Raw genomic sequence first — 21860 nt, 5'->3', positions numbered from 1 at the left:
AAACTTTCCAATTCCGTCATAATTGTACCAAAAAGGGGTTGGGAGATTATGCGGCAAGTAGTTTTTATATTGTTAGCAGCATTAATGTTAGTGTCATGCGGGAAAAACAGTGAAGAAGAATTAAATACTTTCGTAGAATCCTTTAACGAAATCGCTGTTTCTTCTGTTTCAGTAAAACAGATATTCGAAAATGAGATCAGTGAAATAGAAAACGGATCTCAAATGTTAGCCGATATGAATAACAGTCATACTATTTATGCTAAATACGATGATAATAATCTGACTGGGTACCGATTGAAAATACACGAGGAAAGAACATCAAGCTATGATGCTGCAGAAATAATTGCAGAAGCACTAGGATTAGACGAAGAAAATTTCAGTGCATCATTAGATACAGGTGATGCTACTTACTCGGATAACGGTTATGATATAACCATATACCATACAACAATAGATTTTGATAAGACATCTCAATGAGGTGTCTTTTTATATGGTGATGATAATGTACAAAACAAAAGAACAGAAACGTGAATTCTATAATAGCCGGCACTGGAAAGCAATGAGCTTAGCTGTAAAAAAACGTGACAATTATGAATGCCAGGAGTGTAAGCGGCAGGGATACGTTAAGATTGACACCTATGAAATAAAAGACAATGGACGCAAAAAGATTATATTGGTAGCGGATCACATTAAAGAACTGGAAGACTATCCAGAGCTTGCCTTGGATCCGGACAACCTTGAAACACTTTGCGTGAGTTGTCATAACAAAAAACACGGAAGATATTTTATATTTAATTTTAAAAAGAAGAAAACAAAATGGGATGATGAGAGGTGGTGACGTAATATGTCCAGGAAAGAAATCATAATTAATTATGAGTTAGGACATACTATTGAGTTTAGTTACACCAAGTCAAACATGTATTGTCCTTCATGTGGAAGGCAAAGTGTTTGGTCGGAAGAATCGGAAGGAGACTTTTATTGTGGACCCGATTATGCTTGCAGTCATTGTAAAGCATCTTTCTCCATTCAATTAGGAACCAATGAAAATAGTTTTGAAGGCGAACAGTTAATAAAACAAATAAGAGATATGCCCCCCGGCAAAAAGTTTTGAAGAAATATCGCGCCGGGGAACCGGTGCAGGGGGCTTTACTCTGCAGATGCGGCGAAAAAATTACACCCCTCCCTCCTGGTAGCCTGTAGAGAAAGAAGGTGATTAATTTGGATAAAGAAAAAGTAGGGTTTCGAATGCGAGAAATACGAAAAGAAAAAAAGCTGACGCAAGTTGATTTTGCTAAGAAAGCCGGCATTTCAACGAATTATTACGCAAGCATTGAACAAGGCAGAAATTCTCCCAGCGTTGAAGTCCTGGAAAGAATAGCAAAAGCATTAGATGTATCAGTGCTTTATTTATTAAACGACAGAATTGATGATACGGAAAACCGAGTTGCTGCAGAGGTAAAACGGTTAAAGAAACTTTTCAAAAACATTCCAAAAAATGAACTGGATGTTGCAGAAGGATTAATCACACAGGCTGCCAGATTAAGAGTTTTATTAGACGACAATTGGAAAGACATATTGGAGAATGGGGAGTATGAAAAATTCGCCCAAAGCGAAAATCAAGTTCCTTATGATCGCAAAAGACCGATCGTGGAAAATTACGATAACCGGGATAAAACTTATCAATCGATCATTAAGCAGTTAACTGATTTATTGCCGCAACCTAAGCAGGATCGAAAATCAAAGTTATTAGGCCGGTAGCTTATGCTGTATAACAAGTACGTTGACGAGTATATAAAAAAATGGAAAAGCGGCAAGATTTTATTAAATAAAAAGAGGATCCAGTTAATCCGGCTGATTGAAAAGGAAATATTACCACGATCTGATATTTATTATTTTGATGAAGAACAAATTGAAAACTATATAGATTTTAGTGAAACCTGGTACTTCAAATTAGATGAATGGGAAACTTTTATAGCCCCGTTCATTTTTTTATTCCATAAAGAAGATGATGAACCTGTTTTTGATGAATTCGTTATAAACATGGGAAGGGGTGGAGGGAAAAACGGATTCATTTCCACACTTGCAAATTATTTCATCAGCCCTTTGCACGGTATCGATTATTATGATGTGTCAATTGTTGCTAACTCTGAAAAGCAGGCAAAAAGAAGTTTTCTGGAATGTTTTCGTACCATTAATAAAAAAGGTAACGAGGATTTAGTTGATGAATTTGAAGCATATAAAAGCAGTATAACAGGATTAGCTACTCAATCAGTTTTTGAATATAAAACCAGTAATGCAAGTTCCCAGGACGGCGGCCGAGAGGGTGCCGTTATTTATGATGAATATCACGAAATGGAATCCGCGGAGATTGTGGATGTTTTTTCTGGCGGACTTGGGAAAGTAGACTGGGGGAGACAGTTCTTTATAGGCACAAAAGGTTTCGTGAGAGATGGATATTTTGATATAAAATATCGTGAATGTGAGGACGTGCTGAACGGTGCAATAGAGTTTGGTGGTGTTTTCCCGTATATTTGTGAACTGGATGAGTTAGAAGAGATGGACGATCCTTCCAAGTGGGCAAAAGCTAATCCTGCGCTGCAGGAACCTTTAAACAAACGTGGCAAGCGGCTGTTTAACACAGTTATGAAAGAATATAAAAAACTAGTGTACAATCCTTCTGGTTATTCAGCTTTTGTTACAAAACGAATGAACTTCCTGGAAGATGATATGGAACATTCAGTTGCTTCATGGGAAGAGATCAAAGCAACGAACCGGCCATTTTTTCAATTGAACTCCAAACCAATTGGATCATTTGATTTTGGCAGCGTGAGGGATTTTACTTCCTGCGGGTTGCTATTTAAACAGGGTGACGAATATGCATTTAAAACCTTTACTTTTGCTATTAAACACTTTTGCGATGTCCATTACGGATACTCAAATACCGCCAATGAATTTGGTGCCGAGAAAAAAGCACCGATCAAAAAATGGGAAAAAGAAGGACTAATGAAAGTGGTTGATGAACCATCATTAAATCCCATGCATGTTGTTAATTGGTTTGTTGATATGAGGGAGCAATACGGTGTCGAAAAAATAATTGCAGATAATTACAAACTGGATATACTAAGACCTTTGTTGGAAGAAGAAGGTTTTGAAGTGGAAGCAATCAGAAGACCTTCAAGTATTCATCCTTTGCTTGCTCCACGTATTGAAGATGGCTTTGCAAATCATAAATTTATTTTTGAAGATAATCCATTAATGAGGTGGGCAACCAATAATGTATATGTAAAAGAAACACAAGCGGGAAAAGTATTCGAGAAAAAAGAGGAAGTGAAGCGTAAAACGGACCCGTTCCAGGCATTTGTCCATGCTTTATATCGGGCTAACGAATTGGAAGAGGAACAGGAATTCTTCTTGGATGCAATTAATTTTTAGGAGTCGATAGTATGAGAGCTTATAAGCATCAATGCAAAGTTTGTGATACCAATTTTTATATAGAGGATCTTTTACTTGTGTCTATTGCTAAATGTCCTAAGTGCAAAAGTGAAAGTTTCTATGTTGGTGAATACAAAAATCAGGAGGTGCAATGATGGCACTTGGAAGCATTGAAATAAAAACGGCTGCATTGGAATCAAAGTTAAAAAAAGTCCATGAGCACTTAGGCAATTTAATTAAAGATTTAGAAGCCGTATGCTCTAATTGCGGGTCTAGTAATACCAAGGAAATTACCATTAATTCTAATGACTCGATCATTAACAAAACAAAAGAATGTGAAGATTGCGGAGCGGGAGAGATTATAGAATTTAGAAAGGGGTGATCCACATCTAATCTAAATGAAAGGCGGTGATGAACTATAGGACTTTTAGACGTATTTAAAAGAAATAAGGAAATTCTTATTTTGGATGACACTGATTTATATGATGCCGATTCAAAAAGCACTGCTTCAAAAAGGATGGCGATAGAATCTGTTATAGGGTTTATTGCACGCATTATTATCCAGTCTGAATTCCGGATAAGAAAAAATAAACAATATGTGAATAACAACATCACATATTACAAATTCAACGTTAAACCAAATAAAAATCAGACAGCAGCAAAGTTTTGGCATGATGTTGTATCTAAATTGGTCTATGACGGGGAATGTCTGGTTATCAAAAGTCGAACAGATGACTTACTTATTGCTGATGACTTTAACCGGAGAGAGTATGCAGTAAGGGAAGATGTTTTTTCCAATGTCTACGTAAAAGGTTTGGAAATGACAGGAACATTCACCAGAAGTGAAGTTTTGTATTTTGAATACGGAAACGAGGAGCTATCGAGATTAGTCGATAGTCTTTTTTATGATTACGGTGAATTAATTTCACGCATGTTTGAAACACACAAAACAAAAAATCAGATACGATCGACGGTAGATGTCCCTGCTCAAATGATGAAAACAAAAGAGGGGCAAGGTAAATTGCAAGCCTTCATCGATAGAGCATATAAGGCATTTAAAGAAAAGGCGATTGCTATTGTTCCGCAGCAGGATGGGATGCAATACCAGGAACATTCCAAGCCACAAGGCTCAGCAGGTCAAAGTGTGGATGAGATCAACAAAGTGACTAATGGTTTTTTAGATAAGATTTGCCATGCAGTTGGCTTGCCTCCCAGCTTATTAAAAGGTGATATGGCAGATGTGGAAAAGCTAACCAGGAATGGAATGAAGTTCTGTATAGACCCTATTTTAACAATCATCAAAGACGAGTTAAATATGCAGTTTGTTGATCGTTCTGATTATTTAAAAGGCGAACGCATTGAAGTTAAACGTATTTCTTACAGAGATATGTTTGATGTTGCAGCAGCTATTGATAAGCTACGCTCTTCAAGTGTGGCAAACGGCCATGAATTACGTGATGAAGTTGGTTTGGAGCATTCAGATAATCCGATTCATGATGAATTTTTAATGACCAAAAACTATGAGTCTGTTGAAGGAGGTGAGGATGAATGAAAAAAATAAACATTAAAGGTCCTATTGTTCCGAGTGATGAAAAATGGGTATACGATATTTTTGACATTGAAGCCACTACTCCCAAAGATGTCACTAAGGTGTTGGAAAACGCTAACGGAGAAGAAATTCAACTAAATATTAATTCACCGGGAGGAGACGTATTTTCTGCTTCTGAAATTTACACAGAATTAATGGATTATGATGGGGGGGTTGAATCTCGTATTGTGGGAGTAGCTGCAAGTGCAGCATCCGTTATAGCAATGGCAGGTAAAATTAAAATGAGTCCTACAGCACAAATGATGATTCACAATGCCTGGACTATAGCAATCGGTGATCGACATGACATGCAGGGTGTATCGGATTTTCTAAAAACAATTGATAAATCTATTGCAAATGCATATCAGAAAAAGACAGGAATGTCTGAACAAGATTTACTTTCTCTCATGGATAAAGAAACTTGGATGGATGCTGAAAGCGCAAAAGAAAAAGGTTTTGCGGATGAAATCATGTTTGAGGATGCACCTAAAGCTGTAGCAAGCTTACCAGGAGCTTTACCAAAACAGGTAATCGATAAGATGCGCACTGATGAACTGAAAAACTCTGATACTGTAACAATTGATGATATTAAGAATGTTGTTGCGGATATGAAACAAGAAATCATCAACGAATTAAAAAACGATAATGAACCAACAAATCCACCAGTTGGAAACAGCTGGTTATTTTAATTTAGGAGGAATGAATCAATGAAATTTACTGATATTCAAGAAGCTAAAAATAATTTTGCTGAGGTGTCTCAAAACCCAGACGCTACAGCAGAAGAAAAAACACAAGCACTCGCCGATTATATGGAGGCAGTGCAGAAAGATGCAGAAAATCGGATTTTAGAAGAGGCTCAGACATTTGCAAGTGACAACAATGTTCTTCAATCACGCGGTCAGAACGTCCTAACATCAGAAGAACGTAAATTCTTTAATCAAGTCATCGATGAAGGCGGCTTTACTGATAAAAGCATCCTACCAGAAACAACACAAGAACGAGTGTTTGAGGACGTCGTAAAAGACCATCCCCTTTTACAAGCTCTTGGAATCCAAAACTTAGGAGCAGCAACCGAATTTATTTTTAGCGATCCTGAATTGGCGTATGCGTGGGGACCACTTTTTGGTGAGATTGACGGAAAACTAAATGCTGCTTTTAGAAAAGAACGTATAGAGCAGTTGAAATTAACGGCGTTCATCCCTATCGCAAAAGATATGTTAAAGCTTGGTCCTGCTTGGGTAGAACGTTATGTTCGCACAATTCTCGTGGAAGCGATGAGGGCAGGCCTTGAATACGGATATGTTACTGGACGAGGAGTAGCTCAGAATGAACCAGTAGGTTTATTAAAAAATGTAGATAAAGAGACTGGTGCTGTATCTGATAAAGAAGCAGTAGATACACTAACATTTAAGCCAGGACGTACAACAATTAATGAATTAAAAGGCGTTGTTAAGAAGTTAGCTGAAAAACTCGATAAAGATGGTAATGTGTCTGAACACCCGCGAAAAGTAGAGGGAAGAATTGTAATGGTATCTAACCCTTTCGATTCGTTTGATATTCAAGCAAACGCTACTATCCAAAATGCGAACGGGGCTTATGTGACGAATCTTCCATTTAACCCTACTATGACAGAATCTGTGTTTGTACCAAAAAATAAAGTTCTTTTCTTTGTTCGCGGTGAATATTTGGCGGCGGTTGGCGGTGCAATGGACGTCCAACGCTATAAAGAAACGTTAGCAATGGACGATGCAGACTTATACATTGCTAAACAGTTTGCTACTGGTAAGCCAAAAGATAACAACGCTGCACAAGTGTATGACTTAGATTTAGCGATTGTAGAGGATGACGGAAGCGATCCAGAAGGCGCATAAAAAGGGGTGATCTAATTGGTCACTGATGAATTACTAGAAGAATTTAAGGGTAGGTTTAATTTCTCCCATAATAGCCAGGACGGTGACTTTAAAAAGTTACTGTCCTATTCTATTGATTATATACGGCATAAATGCGGTGAATTTAAAATAGATGGAGACAAGCATACAGATAAATTAGCGAGAGAATTAGTGTTCGAGCGAACACGTTACGCTTACAATGACGCTCTCGAATATTTCGAGGAAAATTTTAAAAGTGAGATATTTTCCTTAGGAATTGAAATGGCAGGTGATACCGATGAGGAAGTTTGAATACAAGCCGCCGCGCGTGCATTCCGGTGAATTACGCACTCCGGTTACGTTTTATAAGATGGTACCAAAGCCGGGGCCGTTACCTGATGAAACGGAAAAGGTCATCCTTTATGAATGCATGGCTAAGATTGACCAGGTGTGGTTGAGAGATGTTCAAACCGCAAAAGCAAATGGTACATTGTCGGATATAACAATTACCATACGGGATCCACAAGCTGAATTTATCCCGACGAACGAGCATTTCATTGAGATTGATGCGCCGGAATATCGCGGAAAACATTATAACGTTACAGACGCACAGCCCGATTTGCAGCATAAACAGTTTATTAACATCATTGCGGAGCTGCTGACATGAGCGTGGAAATAACCGGATTGCCGGAATTGCTTAATGAATTGGATAGACGCTTAGGGTCTGCAAGGATGCAGGAGATCATGGATATTGCCTTGAAAGCTGGTGCTGAAGTGTTTGTAAGAGAGCTTAAAAGCCAGTTTGAAAGGTTTGCAGATACTGGGGCTTCGCTATCTGAAATTACGGTATCAGAACCAATGACAGAAGCCGGCGTGCGTAAAATTAAGGTGCACTGGCGCGGACCCCGGGGAAGATATCGCATTATCCATTTGAATGAATTTGGGACTGTCAAAAACCCGAATCCGCGCGGTAAAGGTGCAATTGCTCGTGCCATGCGTGCTGCTGAAAGAGAATACCGGGATGCAGTCAGGCGTGAAATTGAAAGGGGGATGGGCGGATGAAGATTAAAATCCAAGCAGCTATATCCAATGATTCATTTATCAGGGATAAAGTTAAGGATAATCATATTAAACTATATGAATCTCCATCGACAGATTTAATGGAGCCGCATATTGTCATCGATCCCCTTGATGTGCCTTTGCCTGGTGATTACGGAGATAATCAATGGCTTACTGAGGACCATATGCTGCAGATTGAAGTTTGGTCGAAAAGTTATTATGATACTGAAGCTTTGTCAAAACGAATAAGGGATATAATGTGGGAACAGTTTGGTTTTCCCCAGGGCCCCGGGATGGATGAGTATGACAGTGATTATAAAATTTACCGCGATGCAAGAAGGTATCGCGGGAAGGCTTATGTAAATTAAAAGGAGGAATCATAATGCCAGAAGAAGAAGTTTACCGTTCGTCCACCGGAGTGGATGAATTTCATTATGGAGAAGTCGGTGAAGGAATAACTGCAGAAGAAATTTTCCGTGTTAAATTTTTACAGGATATCAACGTGGAAATGCCGCAGGAGATAGTAAGAGCTTATGGAGATAATACCACTGCTGAAATGGCTACTGCAGCCGGAGACATCAGTGTTACTTCTCAGTTTCATAAAATCCCTATCATGCACAAGAAAAACCTGCTGAATTGGGAAGAAAAAGATGGCTTGGTTGCGGCAGGAAGTAATGATAATCCGCCGTATGTTGGTGTGATTTTCGCCAAAACATATGAGGATGGATCCAAGGAATATGTAGGATTGCCACGCGGAATGTTCACACGTCCAAATATTCAAGGTGCAACAAAACAAGGGACTACTGAATTTACCAACGAATCAATTTCTGCTCAGTTTATGGACCGTAAAGTAGAAGGTTTCGACGAAGAAAAGTCGGTTATCTTTGCGTATGATAAACCGGGAGAAACTACCAACCGTGACGCTTTGTTCCAGCTGATTTTCGGAAAGCCGCATCCTAACGCTGAGCCGGAGGGAGCATAATGACCAAAGACGAAATTAAAAATGAACTTGAAGCTTTAGGCATTGAATTTGACGAAAAGATGAAAAAGGATGAACTGGCTGATTTACTTGAACAAGAAAAGCAGATGAAGAAAACATATGTGGTTATCCATGATTTTAAGGATTTAAAGGATAACGATAAGATATATGTAAAAGATGATGTTTATCCACATGAAAAAGTATCTGATGATCGTATTGAAGAACTAAAGTCATCTAACAATAAAATTGGAAAACCATTGATAAAAGAGCAGGAATAAAACCCCTGCTCTTTTTATTTTAGGAGGAAAATACAAATGGCTAATTTAAAAAGACATATGATCGAACTTGTGAAAGAAGTGAAAGAAGGCGAAATTGTAACTGAAAAATACATCACTCCTGTTTTTGTCCCCTTGAAAACTGTCTATGAAGCAATTGATTTAATGGGCGAACTAAATAATCAAAAGATGACTCCAGAACTGGAAAAAGGAATCATAGATGAGATGCTGGATTTTGTCGTGAAAGCATACGGTGATCAGTTTACTAAAGATGAGCTTTTCAATGGTCTACATGCACCTGATGCAATAAGTGTATTACAAGATCAAATTATGTTCATTGCAAGGGGGTACCAGAACAGTGATACAAAAAAGTACCTGGCGAACAAAAGTTAGTTGATGCAGATTTTACTCCTGAAAAACAGAAGGAGTACATGGATAAGATCGTCCTTGACATGATGAAAAACGGCAAGGATGTCAATGAAATTTTAAATATGCCTTTTAATTTTATGCTTGAAATATTAGCTGAAAAGAATAAACCGGAAAAGAAGAAATCATTAATTGCTGCATTTGGCGGTTAATTTTTTTATGCCTTGAAAGGCAGGTGAAAGTAATTTGGCACAGCGTATAGAAGGGCTCTCCATTGGGCTTGACTTGGATGCATTGGCTCTTGATCGGGGCCTTACAGGTGTAAAAGATAGGCTGCGTACTGTTAATTCTGAAATGAGACTTAACATGTCTGCTTTTGATCGCGGAGATCGATCTATTAGTAAGTATGAAACTAGACTTGACGGTCTTAATAAAAAGCTTGACGTTCAGAAAAAGGCAACAGAAGAAGCCTATAAAGAATACCAAAAGATGGTACAAGAGCATGGAGAAGGTTCGCGTGAAGCCGAAAAAGCAGAGCGTGCGTATAATAACCAAGCAGCTTCTTTGAATAACCTGGAGCGTTATGTTGAAAACGCAACAAAAGAACTAGAAGAAATGCGAAAAGAACAGGCCTTCCAGGAATCAGCATGGGGAAAAGCGACAACCAACCTAGAGAGTTTTTCTGATAAGGCCGGAAAAATCGGAGATTCCTTAACTGATTTTGGTAAAACGATGAGCACAAGAGTCACAGCCCCTCTTTTGGCTGCCGGCGGCGTCGCGTTTGCAGCAGCTGATCAAATAGACAAAGCATATCGTGAGCTAAGAGTAGGCACAGGCGCGACTGGTGAGGCGTTGGATGAATTGGAAGAGTCTTTTGACAAGGTGTTCAAAAGTGTACCGGATGGATCCGAACAAGTAGCCAGTTCTATGGCCACTTTAAATACATTCACCGGAGCCACTAACGAGACATTAGAGGGCTTAACTGTATCCCTTTTAGACGTATCTCGTTTGTTAGGGGAAGATGCGGCACAGAACTCTCAAACCTTTGGTGAAGCACTGCAACAGTGGCAACGTCCAGCTGAAGAAGGAACAGAAATATTAGATTATATGTTTACCCTTACTCAGGAATATGGAGTGGGCTTAGGTGAATTAAATGGACAGTTAACAAGGCATGGGTCCGTTTTAAATAATGCCGGCTTTGAAATGGAAGAAGCAGCGCACTTCATGGCAGGTTTAGAGAAAAACGGGATCCAGGTAAGCCGGGTTATGCCAGGTCTAAACCAAGCGTTTAGGAATTGGGCAGATGAAGGTAAAAACAGCCGAGAAGAATTAGAGCGTGTGGTTGAGACAATAGCAGAAACTGAAGATAAACAGGAAGCTTTATCACTTGCTACTGAAGTATTTGGTTCCCAGGGCGCACAAAGGCTAATGACAGCAATCAGGAACAGAGCTATCCCTGCTTTTGAAGATTTGGGATCCGGTGCCGACGATGCAAGTGGATCTATCCAAGAAACCGCAGAGGAAACTAGGACAATCGGTGAAGAATTTCAGATTTTGAAGAATAACACCATGCAGTCTTTGCAACCGGTTGGAGAAGTATTGCTTGATTTAGCAAGAAGGCATATCCCGCCTTTGGTAGACGGAGTGCAGGATTTAGCTGAGTGGTTTGATGATCTTGATGAATCCACACAAAGGAACATTATAGCTATTGCGGGAGTAACGGCAGCTACTGGACCTGCAAGTGTTGCTTTAGGGGGAATGTTTAATGTCGTATCGACTCTTTCGGGTGGATTGGCAAAAGTAACAGGCATCATCGGAAGAGCAGGCGGAGCAGGTGTGGCAGGTCGATTAGGTCTCTTGGGAGCTACAGGTGGAGCTCCAGTTGCGTTAGCGATTGCAGGGGTGGCGGCCTTAGCAGGAGGTATTTACTATTTAAGCAATAGGAAAGATGAATTGCATGACATATCACTCGATACTACAAACAGCTTGTGGGAACAGGCTGATTCTTTGGAAAACCTTGTTACTGAATATGAAGAGCTAGAGGCTAAAAGTAAGCTTACCAAGGAAGAATTTGGTCGGCTTTTAGATGTTCAAAAAGAATTAGAACAAACGCAGAATCCTGGGAAAATTGCGGAATTAAAAGATGAATATGAAGAGTTGGCTGATAAAAGCGGACTGAGCAAAGACGAAATAAACGAGCTGATTGAAGCTAATAACGGTATCATCGAGCAATCACCAGACGTTGAAAAGTCTTTTACCGATAAAGGTAATGCAATTGTCGAATCCACGGATGCAGTTAATGATTACATTCAATCTTTACGCGATATGGCTTGGGAAGAGCTTGAAATAGAAAGAGTAAAAGCCCTTGAAAACGAAGAGGAATTGAGACGCAGAAACAAAGAGTTGAATGAAGAAATTGCACAAACAGAGGAAGACATACAAGAACTAATGGCGTTAAGAGATGTTCCCATGTCCGATATTGAAGCAAGGTTAGAAGAAATTAATCGTAAAATGGATTCCGGTTTAGTCGGTGAAGAAGAGTATATTGAATTAGGTAAAGAAAGAGGGTTGCTTCAGAAGGTATACAACGGCGGATTAGTGGAAGGACTTGAAACGCTGCAGGATCAAAAATCCGAGTTACAAGACAAAGTCGACAAAAACGATGAAGAAATAGCAAAATTAGAAGAAATAAATATCCAAATGGCTGATATGCTACTGCAAGAAGTGGACATCAATTATGAAAAAGGCGAAGGTCTCACAAAATTAGACGAACAGATTGATAAGTTAAAAGATCAGCGCAGGGAAATGGTCGAAAACACTTCCGAAGAAATGAAGAAAAGCAGTGAATATGATGAACAATTAGGATTGCTCGATGAAGCTATCAATAAGCATGAAGGCATCAGGGATAGAATTTATGAAGAGACAGGATATCAGTCCGAGTCGAACGCAAGGAAAGAAAGAGCTATAGAACTACTGGACATACAGGAAGGCAATTTAAATCGTATTGGTCAATCAATACTTGATAACAATACCGGCATCGATGATGGTACTGGCAAAGCAGCAGATATGAATCGGGAATTAGGTAAAGATGTAAGTAAGACAATCGGCTTGGATGCGAGTCCTTCCATTGATGAATTCAACCGCAGCATAGGGTCATCTATCTTAAAAAGAGTTAACCTTACCGTTGCTGGTGGAGCAGGCGGCGCAATGTTAGGTGCTTACGCAACCGGAACAGACAATCATCCGGGAGGGCCTTTTATTGCTGGTGAAGCAGGTTGGGAACTTGGCCGGATGGGGAATAATTGGGAAGTCTTGAATGCCGGATTATACGATAGGCCAGCGGGATACCAAGTATTTACTCATAGTGAATCCAAGCGGATTATCAGTGCCTTGAACAGTTTACCTGCTTATGCAGATGGCATAAGTTATGAAAATGAACCTACTCAGACTATGCGGATGATAGCGGCTGCTGGTCGAAATATTATTAACAGGGAACAAACGGAGCCTCAAAGTGGCAATGTTTATTATCAACCCTCAAGCGATAACAGCGACATTATTGTGTTATTACAAGAATTAATTGTTGCTGTTCGAGAAGGAAAAAATATTGTTATGAATGATAGGGAAGTCGGTCGAATTATAGAGCCGCATATCACTGAAACACAAGATAGAAATAAGAGGGTGAGGGATAATTTTGCATAGATCATTAACCTTTAACGGAATTCGCAAAGAATGGTTGTACTTGTTAAGAGGTAGGCTAGAATCCCCTTACGCTCCAATCCGGCATGGTTTAATCAGAGTTCCGGGTATGTCCGGGGTACATGTATCATCAACTGACACGGATGAATTGTATGTGTACCAACCTGTTGGATTTAAAGTAGAGGATGAAAACCATGAACAGGAATTGCTAGATGAATTAAAAAACTGGCTCATAAAAAATGAGGACGCGGAAATTCAGTTCGATAACGTTCCGGGGAAAACCTATATCGGGAGAGTGACAGGTGAGATAACGGACTATTCTCGTCCTGCTCCCACGCTACGATCTGGAACGTTAGTGTTTTTGTGTAAACCATTCAAGTACGGTCCTGAACGCTCTCAATTACTCACAGCAGACACAGCCATAATCGAAAACCCCGGTACAACAGAAGCCGATCCCATTTTTGAAATGGAAGTGCTTGAACCTGTAACTTTTGCTATGGTGTCAAATGGTGAGGAATATAATTTAATTGGAAAACCGGTAGAGGAAGAGGGAAATGAAGAAATTGTTGACGAAAAAGTCAGTGTGCTTTACGAAAATGGCAGCACGGTTGATGAGTGGGAAATATCATCTCCCGATCATGTTGACGAGCATGCAAATGATATAGACGGAAGAATGGTCGGCGATCCAGGTGTAGGAATCCGAGCAGATAGCTATGGAACAGGAAACCGTATGCACGGACCAGCAATCACAAGAGAATTACCAGAGGCCATACAGGATTTCGAGATAAGTTCAGTATTTGACATTATTTCGAGACGGGAAATTGAAAATTTTAGAATGGAAATTTACTTTCATGATGAAAACATGAACAACCTCGGGAAATTAGGGATAAAAGACAACACGAGAAGTTTTTTACGTAGACGAGGATTAGGACGGGCTGGGCATTATCGAGGAGATGGTCCTAGCAATGGCTATGCAATAGGTCAGCATAATCACTCTTATGATAATGTGCCTGAGGCTACTATTATGCAATTAAGAGTTAAAAGAGAAGGAAATAAGTTTACTTTTTATATTGCAAGATGGTATACACAAAGACACGTTGATGTTGTCACTGAAAGTTTCAATGATGTCAACAACGAATTTTCCGGCAGATTAAAGTTTATAACTTTATTTATTGGTAGTTATCAAGATAGGGTGACTCCATGGCGATTGAGAATGAACAGTGTTGAAGTCTTTGAACTTAGAACAGTTACTGAAGATCAAACACCGTATATTGCTTATCCCGGAGATATAATCACGTTTGATCATATTACAGAGGAAATACTGTTAAATGGCGAAGACGCAACACCTCATAAAGATTTTGGTGGGGACTATTTTCAGTTACAAAAAGGAGAAAACCAAATAGCCGTGCTGCCAGATTTATCGTTTAATTCGGAATTGAAATACAGACCGCGCTATAGGTAGGAGGTGAGATAATATGAAAAAAGAAAAAAACACGAGCATTAAAAATGCCCGTGAAATAGATGCGTATAAAACACTTAATTTACCTTATAAGATTTGGTTTTCTAAGTATTAGAATCTTCATCGTCTACAAGTGTTCCAGTTTCAACCAAGGCATTAAGAGTTAGATTCACAGATTCCATCACAATCATTTGGGCATATAATTTTAGAAATGTGTCCAAACTCTTTTTCTTTGTTTCGGCGTCAACATCATCAGAAATTAAACTATCGATGTTCGACCAAATCACATCAAATACCTTTTGATAATTTGAATCATCAGCTTCAATACTTTCTATTGCTAAATGTTTTAGCCGTTCAGAATCAAAACCTTTTACCATACCATTCACCCCCCTCTCAATATTCAATATTCGACAGGGGGTTATATTTTTCCTGCAATTGGAGGTGAAGCCATGATACACATTACCGGCGCACAATCAGACAATATTTTAGATTTCATTACACATAAAAACACTATTGATAATGAACATCTAAAGTCTCTTGAAAGCACCATGGAAACATTTAACTTTACAACATTCGGTGACAAACGTTTCTCTGAACATTTATCAAAACGAAACAGGCTAATAATTCCTGGTGAAGATAGTGGCTATATAGAATTTATCATTCATGAAGCGGTTAAATATCGAGACTCTGAAGGCTTGAAAATGGATGTATTTTCATCTGCTAGTTATCTGGAAGACTTGAAAAAAGGTGCGGTTATTGAACCGCAAACATTAGAAAGTCAAACCGTATCAACAGCAGTAGCGCGTGCCTTGAATGGTACTAACCACAGAGCAGGAATTTTAGAAGGAACAGGCAGCCGTACTTTTGAAATTGAAAACAACACGAATCCATATGCTTTTTTAAAAAGGATTGCTAACGAATTTGACCTTGAATTAAATTTCCGTGTGGAGACGGATGGTAACCGTGTTACCGGTCGCTACGTTGATTTATTAGAACGAACTGGTGAATGGCGCGGCAGAGAAGTTACTTTTGGAAAAGATCTGCAAGGCATACGTCGAATTGAAAAAACAGACAATATTTATACGGCTCTGAAAGGCATCGGCCCAGAACAGGAAGACGGCACGCGGCTTGAAGTGTTTGTCGAAGATCAAGAAGCTTTACAACGATGGGGCAGACCTAATGAATTTGGTGAGCTGCAGCATCTTGTAGGTGTGTATGAACCACAATCATCACGATTGGAAATGACTTTATCAGAGTTGGAACAATACACCCGGACTGAATTAAATAAGCGCATTAATGAAGTTGTAGAATACGAAGGAGATATTGTTGATCTTGAACATGTACCCGGAATGGCAAATAAAAAAATACGTTTTGGCGATACAATACGGACAAAAGATACTGAGTTTAATCCGCCCTTATATTTGGAAGCACGCATTTTTGAACAGGCAAGAAATATATTTCTCAAGGGCAGAAAACGCGTAAAATTAGGAGATTACACAGAATACACCGAAGAAGAAGTACAGGCGATATGGCAGCAACTACGTGATGAGATTCGGGATAAAATCAGTAGTGCCGAACTAATAGAATACACCTACGATAAGATTACCATTGATGACAAGGACGAATATGTGTTTACTGAAGGACAGACTTTTGCGGAAGCAGTAGGTGAAGATGCAAAAGGTCATGCAGACATTGTAGCTGGAAATGCAGAATCAAACGCTAGGAATTATGCAGAACAGGTTGCAAGTGATGCAGAGGATAGCGCAAAAGATTTTGCAGAGGATAGAGCAGATCAAACGTTAATAGATGCACAAAGTTATGCCGTTGCTCAAACTGTATATGACACTAAAATGCAGGAAATTGCAGATGACCTTGCAGACAGGACGACAATTGAGTATGTGGACGGTCAACTGGTCGATAAGGCAAATGTTGATGATGTCTATACAATTGAAGATATTGATAATAGGCTATTAAATTATGTTGGTGTTACTGAATATGAAACAGACATTGATGGTATCGTACAGACCTTGGACGACCAAGGCACACAGATTGGTCAGAATGAAGAGGCCATTGGTTTAAAAGCTGATAGCAGCAGAGTTGATACTGTAGAAGGTATTGTGGATGACCATTCAGCAGAATTATTGGTCATGGCTGACGAGATAAGCAGTAAAGTTGATTCCACATATGTGGATGGTGTTGTTGGAGATTTGTCAGATGACATTAACAACATTATTGATGATATAGAAAATGGCATTGGTGATTTAGATAGTAACCTTTCTAATTTGGAAGGTATGCTGGATGGAATAGATGCTACTGTATCGCAGCACAGCACAGACATATCCCAAAATGCGACAGCAATTACGCAAAGAGCGTTACAAACTGACTTAGATACAGCCACAGGACGTATTACGGATGCAGAAGGTCAAATAAGCACCATTGCTGGAGAAGTAGCTTTAAAGGCAAGCCAGACTGACTTAAACACGCTTACTGGTGAAGTTGATACTCTCGAAGCTGAATTAGTGGTTATGTCCGATGAAATAGCCTCGAAGGTTGACGATGGGGAAGTACGTTCGATATTTACGCAGGAGGCAGGCTCATTTACGTTCGATGCTGATCAGATAAATTTTGATGGTCATGTGTTTGGGGAGGATGCTACTTTTTCAGGCAGAGTCGAAGGTGCTGTAATTGAGGGTAGTCGCTATGAATCTAGTTTTTATTCAACTAATCTTACTATTGATGCGGGCTGGCTCAGAATACAGACTACACACGGGGAGTTTGGTATTAGTGACGATGAAGGTTTTTATAGTGTAGAGGACGAGGTTAGTGCATTGCAGAGACGTATGTGGGCATCTTATGAAGGTTTGTTTTTAGATATGGGATCATCTAGTTTCCGTTTGTCAACAAGTGGTATCAATAGAAGGGTAAACTTCGATTCAGAAGCTATAGACGAGTATCGCTTTGACAATGATGTAGTGATTGATGGAGACATTATTTCCAATGGTGGAATTCGTTTATTGAATGCTGATGGGTTTGCAAATTGGCAAGGTGTAAGGTTTGGCGCAGACGACAGTGACTCTATAAGTTATGGAGATAGAATTCTTACCATATACGGAAATAGAGCCCTTGGCGGCGCTTCTTTTAGAGTGAGATCGCATGATAATCAAAGTAATTTTAGGGACGATCTATGGATTAGAGATGATGGAACGTTGTACAGCGACCCAACTTATGAAAATACATCTTCAAACTCATCAAATGTCCGTATTGGCTATAGTGCTAGTTTAGGGAGTAGATTTTTACGCACAACATCAGCCCGAAAATATAAAACGAACATTGAACCAGTAGACGTTGATCCTTACAGATTGTTAGACATGAACCTTAGCATGTGGAATGACTTGAAAGAGGTTAAGGAAAACGGTTGGACATCAGATGGTTTGAAAAAACATTATGGGATTATTGCCGATGAACTTGTGGATGTTGGACTAGGCCAATATGTTGATTATCATGACGGGGAAGTCGAACATTATGAAGAAAGAGTATGGACTCTTCTAATCCCAATTACAAGGGATTTGGTTGATGACGTTGACTGGCTAAAATATGAAAATGAACTACTGAAAAAGCGTGTTGAACAATTAGAAAAAGGAGTGGCATAATGAAGCTAACTGTTAGAAAGTTATACGATTTAAAAGCTGGATTAACTGATCTTTTGGATAAAGAGCTGCCGACTTCGGTAGCTTTTTCTATTCAGCAAAATTTTAAAAAGGTAGGTGATGAGTTAAAGCCTTCTGATGAAGTGAGAAGGAAGATAACAGAGAAATATAAAGATCATATCACAGAAGATGGGCGCATACCTGATGTCAAAAAACGAGAAGCCTTTAAGAAGGAAATTGATGAGTTAATGGAACAGGAAGTCAAAATTGATCTAAAGAAACTTAAGCTGTCAGATTTAGGGGAAGAGATCAAACCGCGTACATTAGGATTGTTAAATATTATTTTGAAGGAGGAGAAATAATGAACTTTGAAATTAGATCAGTGAATACTAGATATAAAGATGGTGATGTTTCCGGTGTGCAGGTGGTATATTCGGCGAAAACGGATAACCGTAGCATAAATGTGAATGGAAACTTTGAGTTATCAGCTGAAGAATATGAAAACAACGAGGCCATTGAGCAGTTAGAAATTATGGCTAAAGAGCATTTGTTGACTGAGATAAACGCTGAATAGGCGTTATTTTTTATGTGAAAAAGCAGGACTTTGTTTCCTTCTGTAGAATTATGTAGGCAGGAGGGGATGAGATTGTCAAAAAATAAAAACGTATTCTTTAATTTTTTTAGGAGCACAACATATAATAGTGTTCGCGGAAGAAACGAAAGGCTTGAAATTCATGAACTTCTTGAAAGCATTAGAAGTAGTTATGCAAAAGGTGAAAAAAAAGGCATACCTGATTACAAAATTGTATATACCTACAACGATGACATTGCAATGTTAACTGAGATTACCTTTGATACAGAACATCAAGTGTATCATTTAGTTTTTGAAAGGTTGGTCTATAATGTACCAAACAGAACTAGTATTGACGGAAGTTCAGAAGTAATTAGGTTAGAAGAAAACGAATATATTGGACACGAGGTAAGCCTTATTTATGATCCTGAAAATTGCGTGTTAATGGTTCAAAGAAATAGAGATTCATTAAGCCCTAAAGGGATAGAAAGTTGTTTAAATTCACAAGTGTTAAAGTATGAAATTGCAGATAACTTCGATATGGCTATAATTACAGATCCAGACGCTAAAAGAAAAGCCTTTAATCAAAGCTCATACAGGAAAATTCATGCTAAAATTGACGGAGCAAAAGCCGATGGGCTTGTTGAAAAATTAAGCGAAATGGTTGGGTTAAGTGAAAGAGATCATAATATAGATAACATAGAGGTTGTTTTAAGTTCAGGAATCAAAAAAGATGATGAAATAAATGATCAGTACGCTAAACAAATCCTAGAAGATTTTGATCCAGAAGACGATGACATAAAGACTTTAAGGATAAGAAGTAGGCCGGAAGATGGTGATAGAGTTCAAACAATCGATTTAATTGAACATAAAATTGAGGTTTTTGATACAGTGAAAATTGATGACAATAGGAAAATAAATGCGTATAGTATATTTGATAAAATGACTGTTCTATATTTTGGAAATGAAGAGTTCAGGGGAGTAAAATTCAATCTACCAACAAGATGAAGTGGTGAGGCATAATGTCTTTTGTTTATAAGAGTCTTATTGGGGTCGTCTCGCTGTGCATCATTATAAGTATTATCACATTTTTGTGGCTTCCGTTTTATTCTTTTAAAGGGTTTGAAAAAGCTTTAGATGGGGTTTTACTTCTATCCTCAATAGGATTAGGTTTTTATGGAGCTTGCCTAAGTGTTTTGGCATCGATTTTTAACACAAAGGCTGTTAAAGAAATTATGAATGATAATGAGTATAGGAAGGAGTTTATAGTCCTATCTTTATCTACTTTAATAATAAGTTTTTTTACAGTACTTACCACTATAGTATACCAAGTTTTATTGGAAAATGAAGGGTTCAGTAACTTTGGTATGGGTCTAATTAATGCATTTTGGGTAGGTGCTACTAGTGGGTTTATTATGTTGAATATTCTATTTATACTTGTATCTTTTATGATTTTCTTCGCTAATGAAAGTTAGTTCTTTAAACAGAAATTATTTTTAAGCACCCATAAAGGGTGCTTTTTTTCTATGTCTAAAAACAGGGGGTCGAGCATGCCACAAAATGAGGATGTGACCGAAGTGAAAGAGTTCATGAATGTGCTGACAGAGGTTAAAGTGTCGGTTGCCGAAATGAACGGAAAAATGGACCGCGTGATGGATTCAACTGACGATACGAAAAGAGTTGTAGAGGGTTTGCAGAAAGAGCATGCGGAAACAAAAGAAACCGCCAATGCTGCTTACAATAAAGCGGAAACAAATGAGAAAAGCATTGAGAGAATTGAATCAAACAATAAGAAGACAAATTTAGCACTCCTGTCCATAGTGGGTGCTTTTGTTTTGCAGCTTATCTATTTCATTTTGACCTTTAATTTTTAAGGGAGGTGATTTTATGCAAGAAATACTCATGATAGCAACCATCATTGCGCCAGTTACTTCCGGACTTATCCAGGCTATTAAAAAAGCCTCAAACATCAATAAACGTTACGTGCCCGTCATGGCGGTTGGAACTGGTGTAGTGCTGGGAGCAGCTGCTTTTTTTGTTGACGCAGAAATCGGTCAAAGATTGTGGGCAGGAGGTATTTCCGGTTTAGCGGCAACCGGCTTATTTGAGTTAGGGAAAAACACAAAAAAGGAGGATAAATAATGAAACTTTATTTAGATCCGGGGCATGGAGGAAACGACTCAGGAGCAACAGGAAATGGTTTAATGGAAAAGAACGTTGTTTTGGATATTTCTTTGAAAATCAGGAATCTGTTAAACGATTACGAAGGGATATCAGTAAAAATGAGCCGAACCAATGATAAATCTGTCAGTTTATTGGCACGAACCAATGAAGCTAATAACTGGGGTGCTGATTATTTTTTATCTGTACATGCCAATGCTTTTAACGGTTCTGCAAATGGATATGAGGACTTCATTCACAACAGTTTAGGAAGTAATAGCCAAACGGCAAAATTACGGGACACTATCCATGCTGAGATCATGAAGCAGGTTGATTTTAATAACCGTGGAAAGAAGTCAGCTAACTTTCATGTTTTACGTGAGACAAGCATGTCAGCCATCTTGACCGAAAACGGTTTTATTGATCATGCAGGTGATGCTGCAAAATTAAAAAGTGATGCATATCTCAACCGGATTGCACAAGGTCATGTAAATGGACTGGCAAAAGCATTTAATTTAAAGAAAAAGTCATCCGGCGGAGGTAACTTGCACTTGGTACAGATTGGAGCATTTAGTGATAAATCTAATGCCGACAGTTTAGTTAAACAAGCCCATTCTAAAGACTTTGATGCATATGTTAAACAGGAAGGGGGATTATTTAAAGTACAAATTGGTGCATTTGCTAACAGGAAAAACGCTGAAGATCATGCGACTGTAGCCAAAAGAGCAGGATTTGATGTTTATATAACCGAGTAATTAAT

General features: G+C 38.7%; 28 protein-coding genes and 1 pseudogene. 28 read left to right on the top strand and 1 reads right to left on the bottom strand.

The features are described 5' to 3' along the window. The first annotated feature begins 48 nt into the window (after positions 1–48). The 20 genes and pseudogenes from ACZ42C_RS06240 to ACZ42C_RS06145 all read left to right on the top strand — a co-directional run bounded on the left by ACZ42C_RS06240 (position 49) and on the right by ACZ42C_RS06145 (position 14725). Positions 49–477 carry a hypothetical protein gene (locus ACZ42C_RS06240; protein ID WP_461181810.1) on the top strand — a complete coding sequence of 143 codons (429 nt, stop codon included), beginning with the start codon at positions 49–51 and terminating at the stop codon, positions 475–477. Between the two features lie 19 nt (positions 478–496). After that, positions 497–838 carry an HNH endonuclease gene (locus tag ACZ42C_RS06235; RefSeq protein WP_461181830.1) on the top strand — a complete coding sequence of 114 codons (342 nt, stop codon included), beginning with the start codon at positions 497–499 and terminating at the stop codon, positions 836–838. Between the two features lie 6 nt (positions 839–844). Beyond that, positions 845–1111, top strand: coding sequence for a hypothetical protein (locus tag ACZ42C_RS06230; RefSeq protein WP_461181811.1), 267 nt, complete (start codon positions 845–847; stop codon positions 1109–1111). A 134-nt stretch (positions 1112–1245) separates the two neighbouring features. After that, positions 1246–1404: pseudogene (locus ACZ42C_RS06225) on the top strand (helix-turn-helix domain-containing protein); the annotation flags it as partial. Between the two features lie 18 nt (positions 1405–1422). Further along, the gene (locus tag ACZ42C_RS06220; protein WP_461181831.1) at positions 1423–1758 is read left to right on the top strand and encodes a hypothetical protein; all 336 of its coding nucleotides are present in this window, start codon (positions 1423–1425) and stop codon (positions 1756–1758) included. Positions 1759–1761: 3 nt separating this feature from the next. Continuing rightward, positions 1762–3432, top strand: coding sequence for a terminase TerL endonuclease subunit (locus tag ACZ42C_RS06215; protein ID WP_461181812.1), 1671 nt, complete (start codon positions 1762–1764; stop codon positions 3430–3432). Positions 3433–3583: 151 nt separating this feature from the next. Continuing rightward, positions 3584–3814, top strand: a complete 231-nt coding sequence (locus ACZ42C_RS06210; protein WP_464891337.1) for a hypothetical protein — start codon at positions 3584–3586, stop codon at positions 3812–3814. Between the two features lie 81 nt (positions 3815–3895). Further along, positions 3896–4984, top strand: a complete 1089-nt coding sequence (locus ACZ42C_RS06205) for a phage portal protein (protein ID WP_461181814.1) — start codon at positions 3896–3898, stop codon at positions 4982–4984. After that, positions 4981–5709: a head maturation protease, ClpP-related gene (locus tag ACZ42C_RS06200; RefSeq protein ID WP_461181815.1), complete on the top strand. Its 729-nt coding sequence runs from the start codon at positions 4981–4983 to the stop codon at positions 5707–5709. The genes ACZ42C_RS06205 and ACZ42C_RS06200 overlap by 4 nt, the downstream gene beginning before the upstream one ends. Before the next feature lie 18 nt (positions 5710–5727). After that, complete coding sequence (locus ACZ42C_RS06195) at positions 5728–6891, top strand: phage major capsid protein (RefSeq protein ID WP_461181816.1); 1164 nt, start codon at positions 5728–5730, stop codon at positions 6889–6891. A 15-nt stretch (positions 6892–6906) separates the two neighbouring features. After that, positions 6907–7200, top strand: coding sequence for a phage gp6-like head-tail connector protein (locus tag ACZ42C_RS06190; protein ID WP_461181817.1), 294 nt, complete (start codon positions 6907–6909; stop codon positions 7198–7200). Next, positions 7187–7555, top strand: a complete 369-nt coding sequence (locus tag ACZ42C_RS06185; RefSeq protein WP_461181818.1) for a head-tail adaptor protein — start codon at positions 7187–7189, stop codon at positions 7553–7555. The genes ACZ42C_RS06190 and ACZ42C_RS06185 overlap by 14 nt, the downstream gene beginning before the upstream one ends. Further along, positions 7552–7950 carry an HK97-gp10 family putative phage morphogenesis protein gene (locus ACZ42C_RS06180; protein ID WP_461181819.1) on the top strand — a complete coding sequence of 133 codons (399 nt, stop codon included), beginning with the start codon at positions 7552–7554 and terminating at the stop codon, positions 7948–7950. Before ACZ42C_RS06185 ends, ACZ42C_RS06180 begins: the two co-directional genes overlap by 4 nt. Next, positions 7947–8315 carry a hypothetical protein gene (locus ACZ42C_RS06175; protein ID WP_461181820.1) on the top strand — a complete coding sequence of 123 codons (369 nt, stop codon included), beginning with the start codon at positions 7947–7949 and terminating at the stop codon, positions 8313–8315. Before ACZ42C_RS06180 ends, ACZ42C_RS06175 begins: the two co-directional genes overlap by 4 nt. A gap of 14 nt (positions 8316–8329) precedes the next feature. Then, positions 8330–8929, top strand: a complete 600-nt coding sequence (locus ACZ42C_RS06170; protein ID WP_461181821.1) for a major tail protein — start codon at positions 8330–8332, stop codon at positions 8927–8929. Beyond that, on the top strand, positions 8929–9204 hold the full coding sequence (locus ACZ42C_RS06165; protein WP_461181822.1) for a hypothetical protein: 276 nt from the start codon (positions 8929–8931) through the stop codon (positions 9202–9204). The genes ACZ42C_RS06170 and ACZ42C_RS06165 overlap by 1 nt, the downstream gene beginning before the upstream one ends. A 36-nt stretch (positions 9205–9240) precedes the next feature. Beyond that, the gene (gpG, locus tag ACZ42C_RS06160) at positions 9241–9594 is read left to right on the top strand and encodes a phage tail assembly chaperone G (RefSeq protein ID WP_461181823.1); all 354 of its coding nucleotides are present in this window, start codon (positions 9241–9243) and stop codon (positions 9592–9594) included. A gap of 38 nt (positions 9595–9632) precedes the next feature. Beyond that, entirely contained in the window at positions 9633–9779 is a 147-nt protein-coding gene (gpGT, locus tag ACZ42C_RS06155; protein WP_461181824.1) for a phage tail assembly chaperone GT, read from the top strand. 34 nt (positions 9780–9813) lie between these two features. Continuing rightward, complete coding sequence (locus tag ACZ42C_RS06150) at positions 9814–13266, top strand: phage tail tape measure protein (RefSeq protein WP_461181825.1); 3453 nt, start codon at positions 9814–9816, stop codon at positions 13264–13266. After that, entirely contained in the window at positions 13259–14725 is a 1467-nt protein-coding gene (locus ACZ42C_RS06145; protein ID WP_464891336.1) for a distal tail protein Dit, read from the top strand. Before ACZ42C_RS06150 ends, ACZ42C_RS06145 begins: the two co-directional genes overlap by 8 nt. 101 nt (positions 14726–14826) lie before the next feature. On the opposite strand, the gene ACZ42C_RS06140 is transcribed toward ACZ42C_RS06145, so the two are convergent. Beyond that, on the bottom strand, positions 14827–15099 hold the full coding sequence (locus ACZ42C_RS06140; protein WP_461183772.1) for a hypothetical protein: 273 nt from the start codon (positions 15097–15099) through the stop codon (positions 14827–14829). 72 nt (positions 15100–15171) lie between these two features. On the opposite strand from ACZ42C_RS06140, the gene ACZ42C_RS06135 reads away from it, so the two are divergent. The 8 genes from ACZ42C_RS06135 to ACZ42C_RS06100 all read left to right on the top strand — a co-directional run bounded on the left by ACZ42C_RS06135 (position 15172) and on the right by ACZ42C_RS06100 (position 21855). Beyond that, positions 15172–18372, top strand: coding sequence for a phage tail spike protein (locus ACZ42C_RS06135; RefSeq protein WP_461183773.1), 3201 nt, complete (start codon positions 15172–15174; stop codon positions 18370–18372). After that, positions 18372–18731, top strand: coding sequence for a hypothetical protein (locus ACZ42C_RS06130; RefSeq protein WP_464891335.1), 360 nt, complete (start codon positions 18372–18374; stop codon positions 18729–18731). Before ACZ42C_RS06135 ends, ACZ42C_RS06130 begins: the two co-directional genes overlap by 1 nt. Then, positions 18731–18943: a hypothetical protein gene (locus ACZ42C_RS06125; RefSeq protein WP_461182674.1), complete on the top strand. Its 213-nt coding sequence runs from the start codon at positions 18731–18733 to the stop codon at positions 18941–18943. Before ACZ42C_RS06130 ends, ACZ42C_RS06125 begins: the two co-directional genes overlap by 1 nt. A 72-nt stretch (positions 18944–19015) precedes the next feature. Continuing rightward, a complete protein-coding gene (locus ACZ42C_RS06120; RefSeq protein WP_461182675.1) occupies positions 19016–19948 on the top strand; it encodes a DUF6731 family protein in 933 nt (310 codons plus the stop codon). Between the two features lie 14 nt (positions 19949–19962). Continuing rightward, positions 19963–20415, top strand: a complete 453-nt coding sequence (locus tag ACZ42C_RS06115) for a hypothetical protein (protein WP_461182676.1) — start codon at positions 19963–19965, stop codon at positions 20413–20415. A gap of 75 nt (positions 20416–20490) precedes the next feature. Further along, positions 20491–20814: a hypothetical protein gene (locus ACZ42C_RS06110; protein WP_461182677.1), complete on the top strand. Its 324-nt coding sequence runs from the start codon at positions 20491–20493 to the stop codon at positions 20812–20814. Between the two features lie 13 nt (positions 20815–20827). Further along, positions 20828–21082: a holin gene (locus tag ACZ42C_RS06105; RefSeq protein WP_461182678.1), complete on the top strand. Its 255-nt coding sequence runs from the start codon at positions 20828–20830 to the stop codon at positions 21080–21082. Next, positions 21079–21855, top strand: a complete 777-nt coding sequence (locus tag ACZ42C_RS06100; protein WP_461182718.1) for an N-acetylmuramoyl-L-alanine amidase — start codon at positions 21079–21081, stop codon at positions 21853–21855. The genes ACZ42C_RS06105 and ACZ42C_RS06100 overlap by 4 nt, the downstream gene beginning before the upstream one ends. Positions 21856–21860 lie beyond the last annotated feature (5 nt).

Source organism: Virgibacillus kimchii (assembly GCF_055379185.1).
The sequence above is the reverse complement of the archived record's forward strand: the minus strand, read 5'-3'. Positions and strand labels throughout refer to the sequence as shown.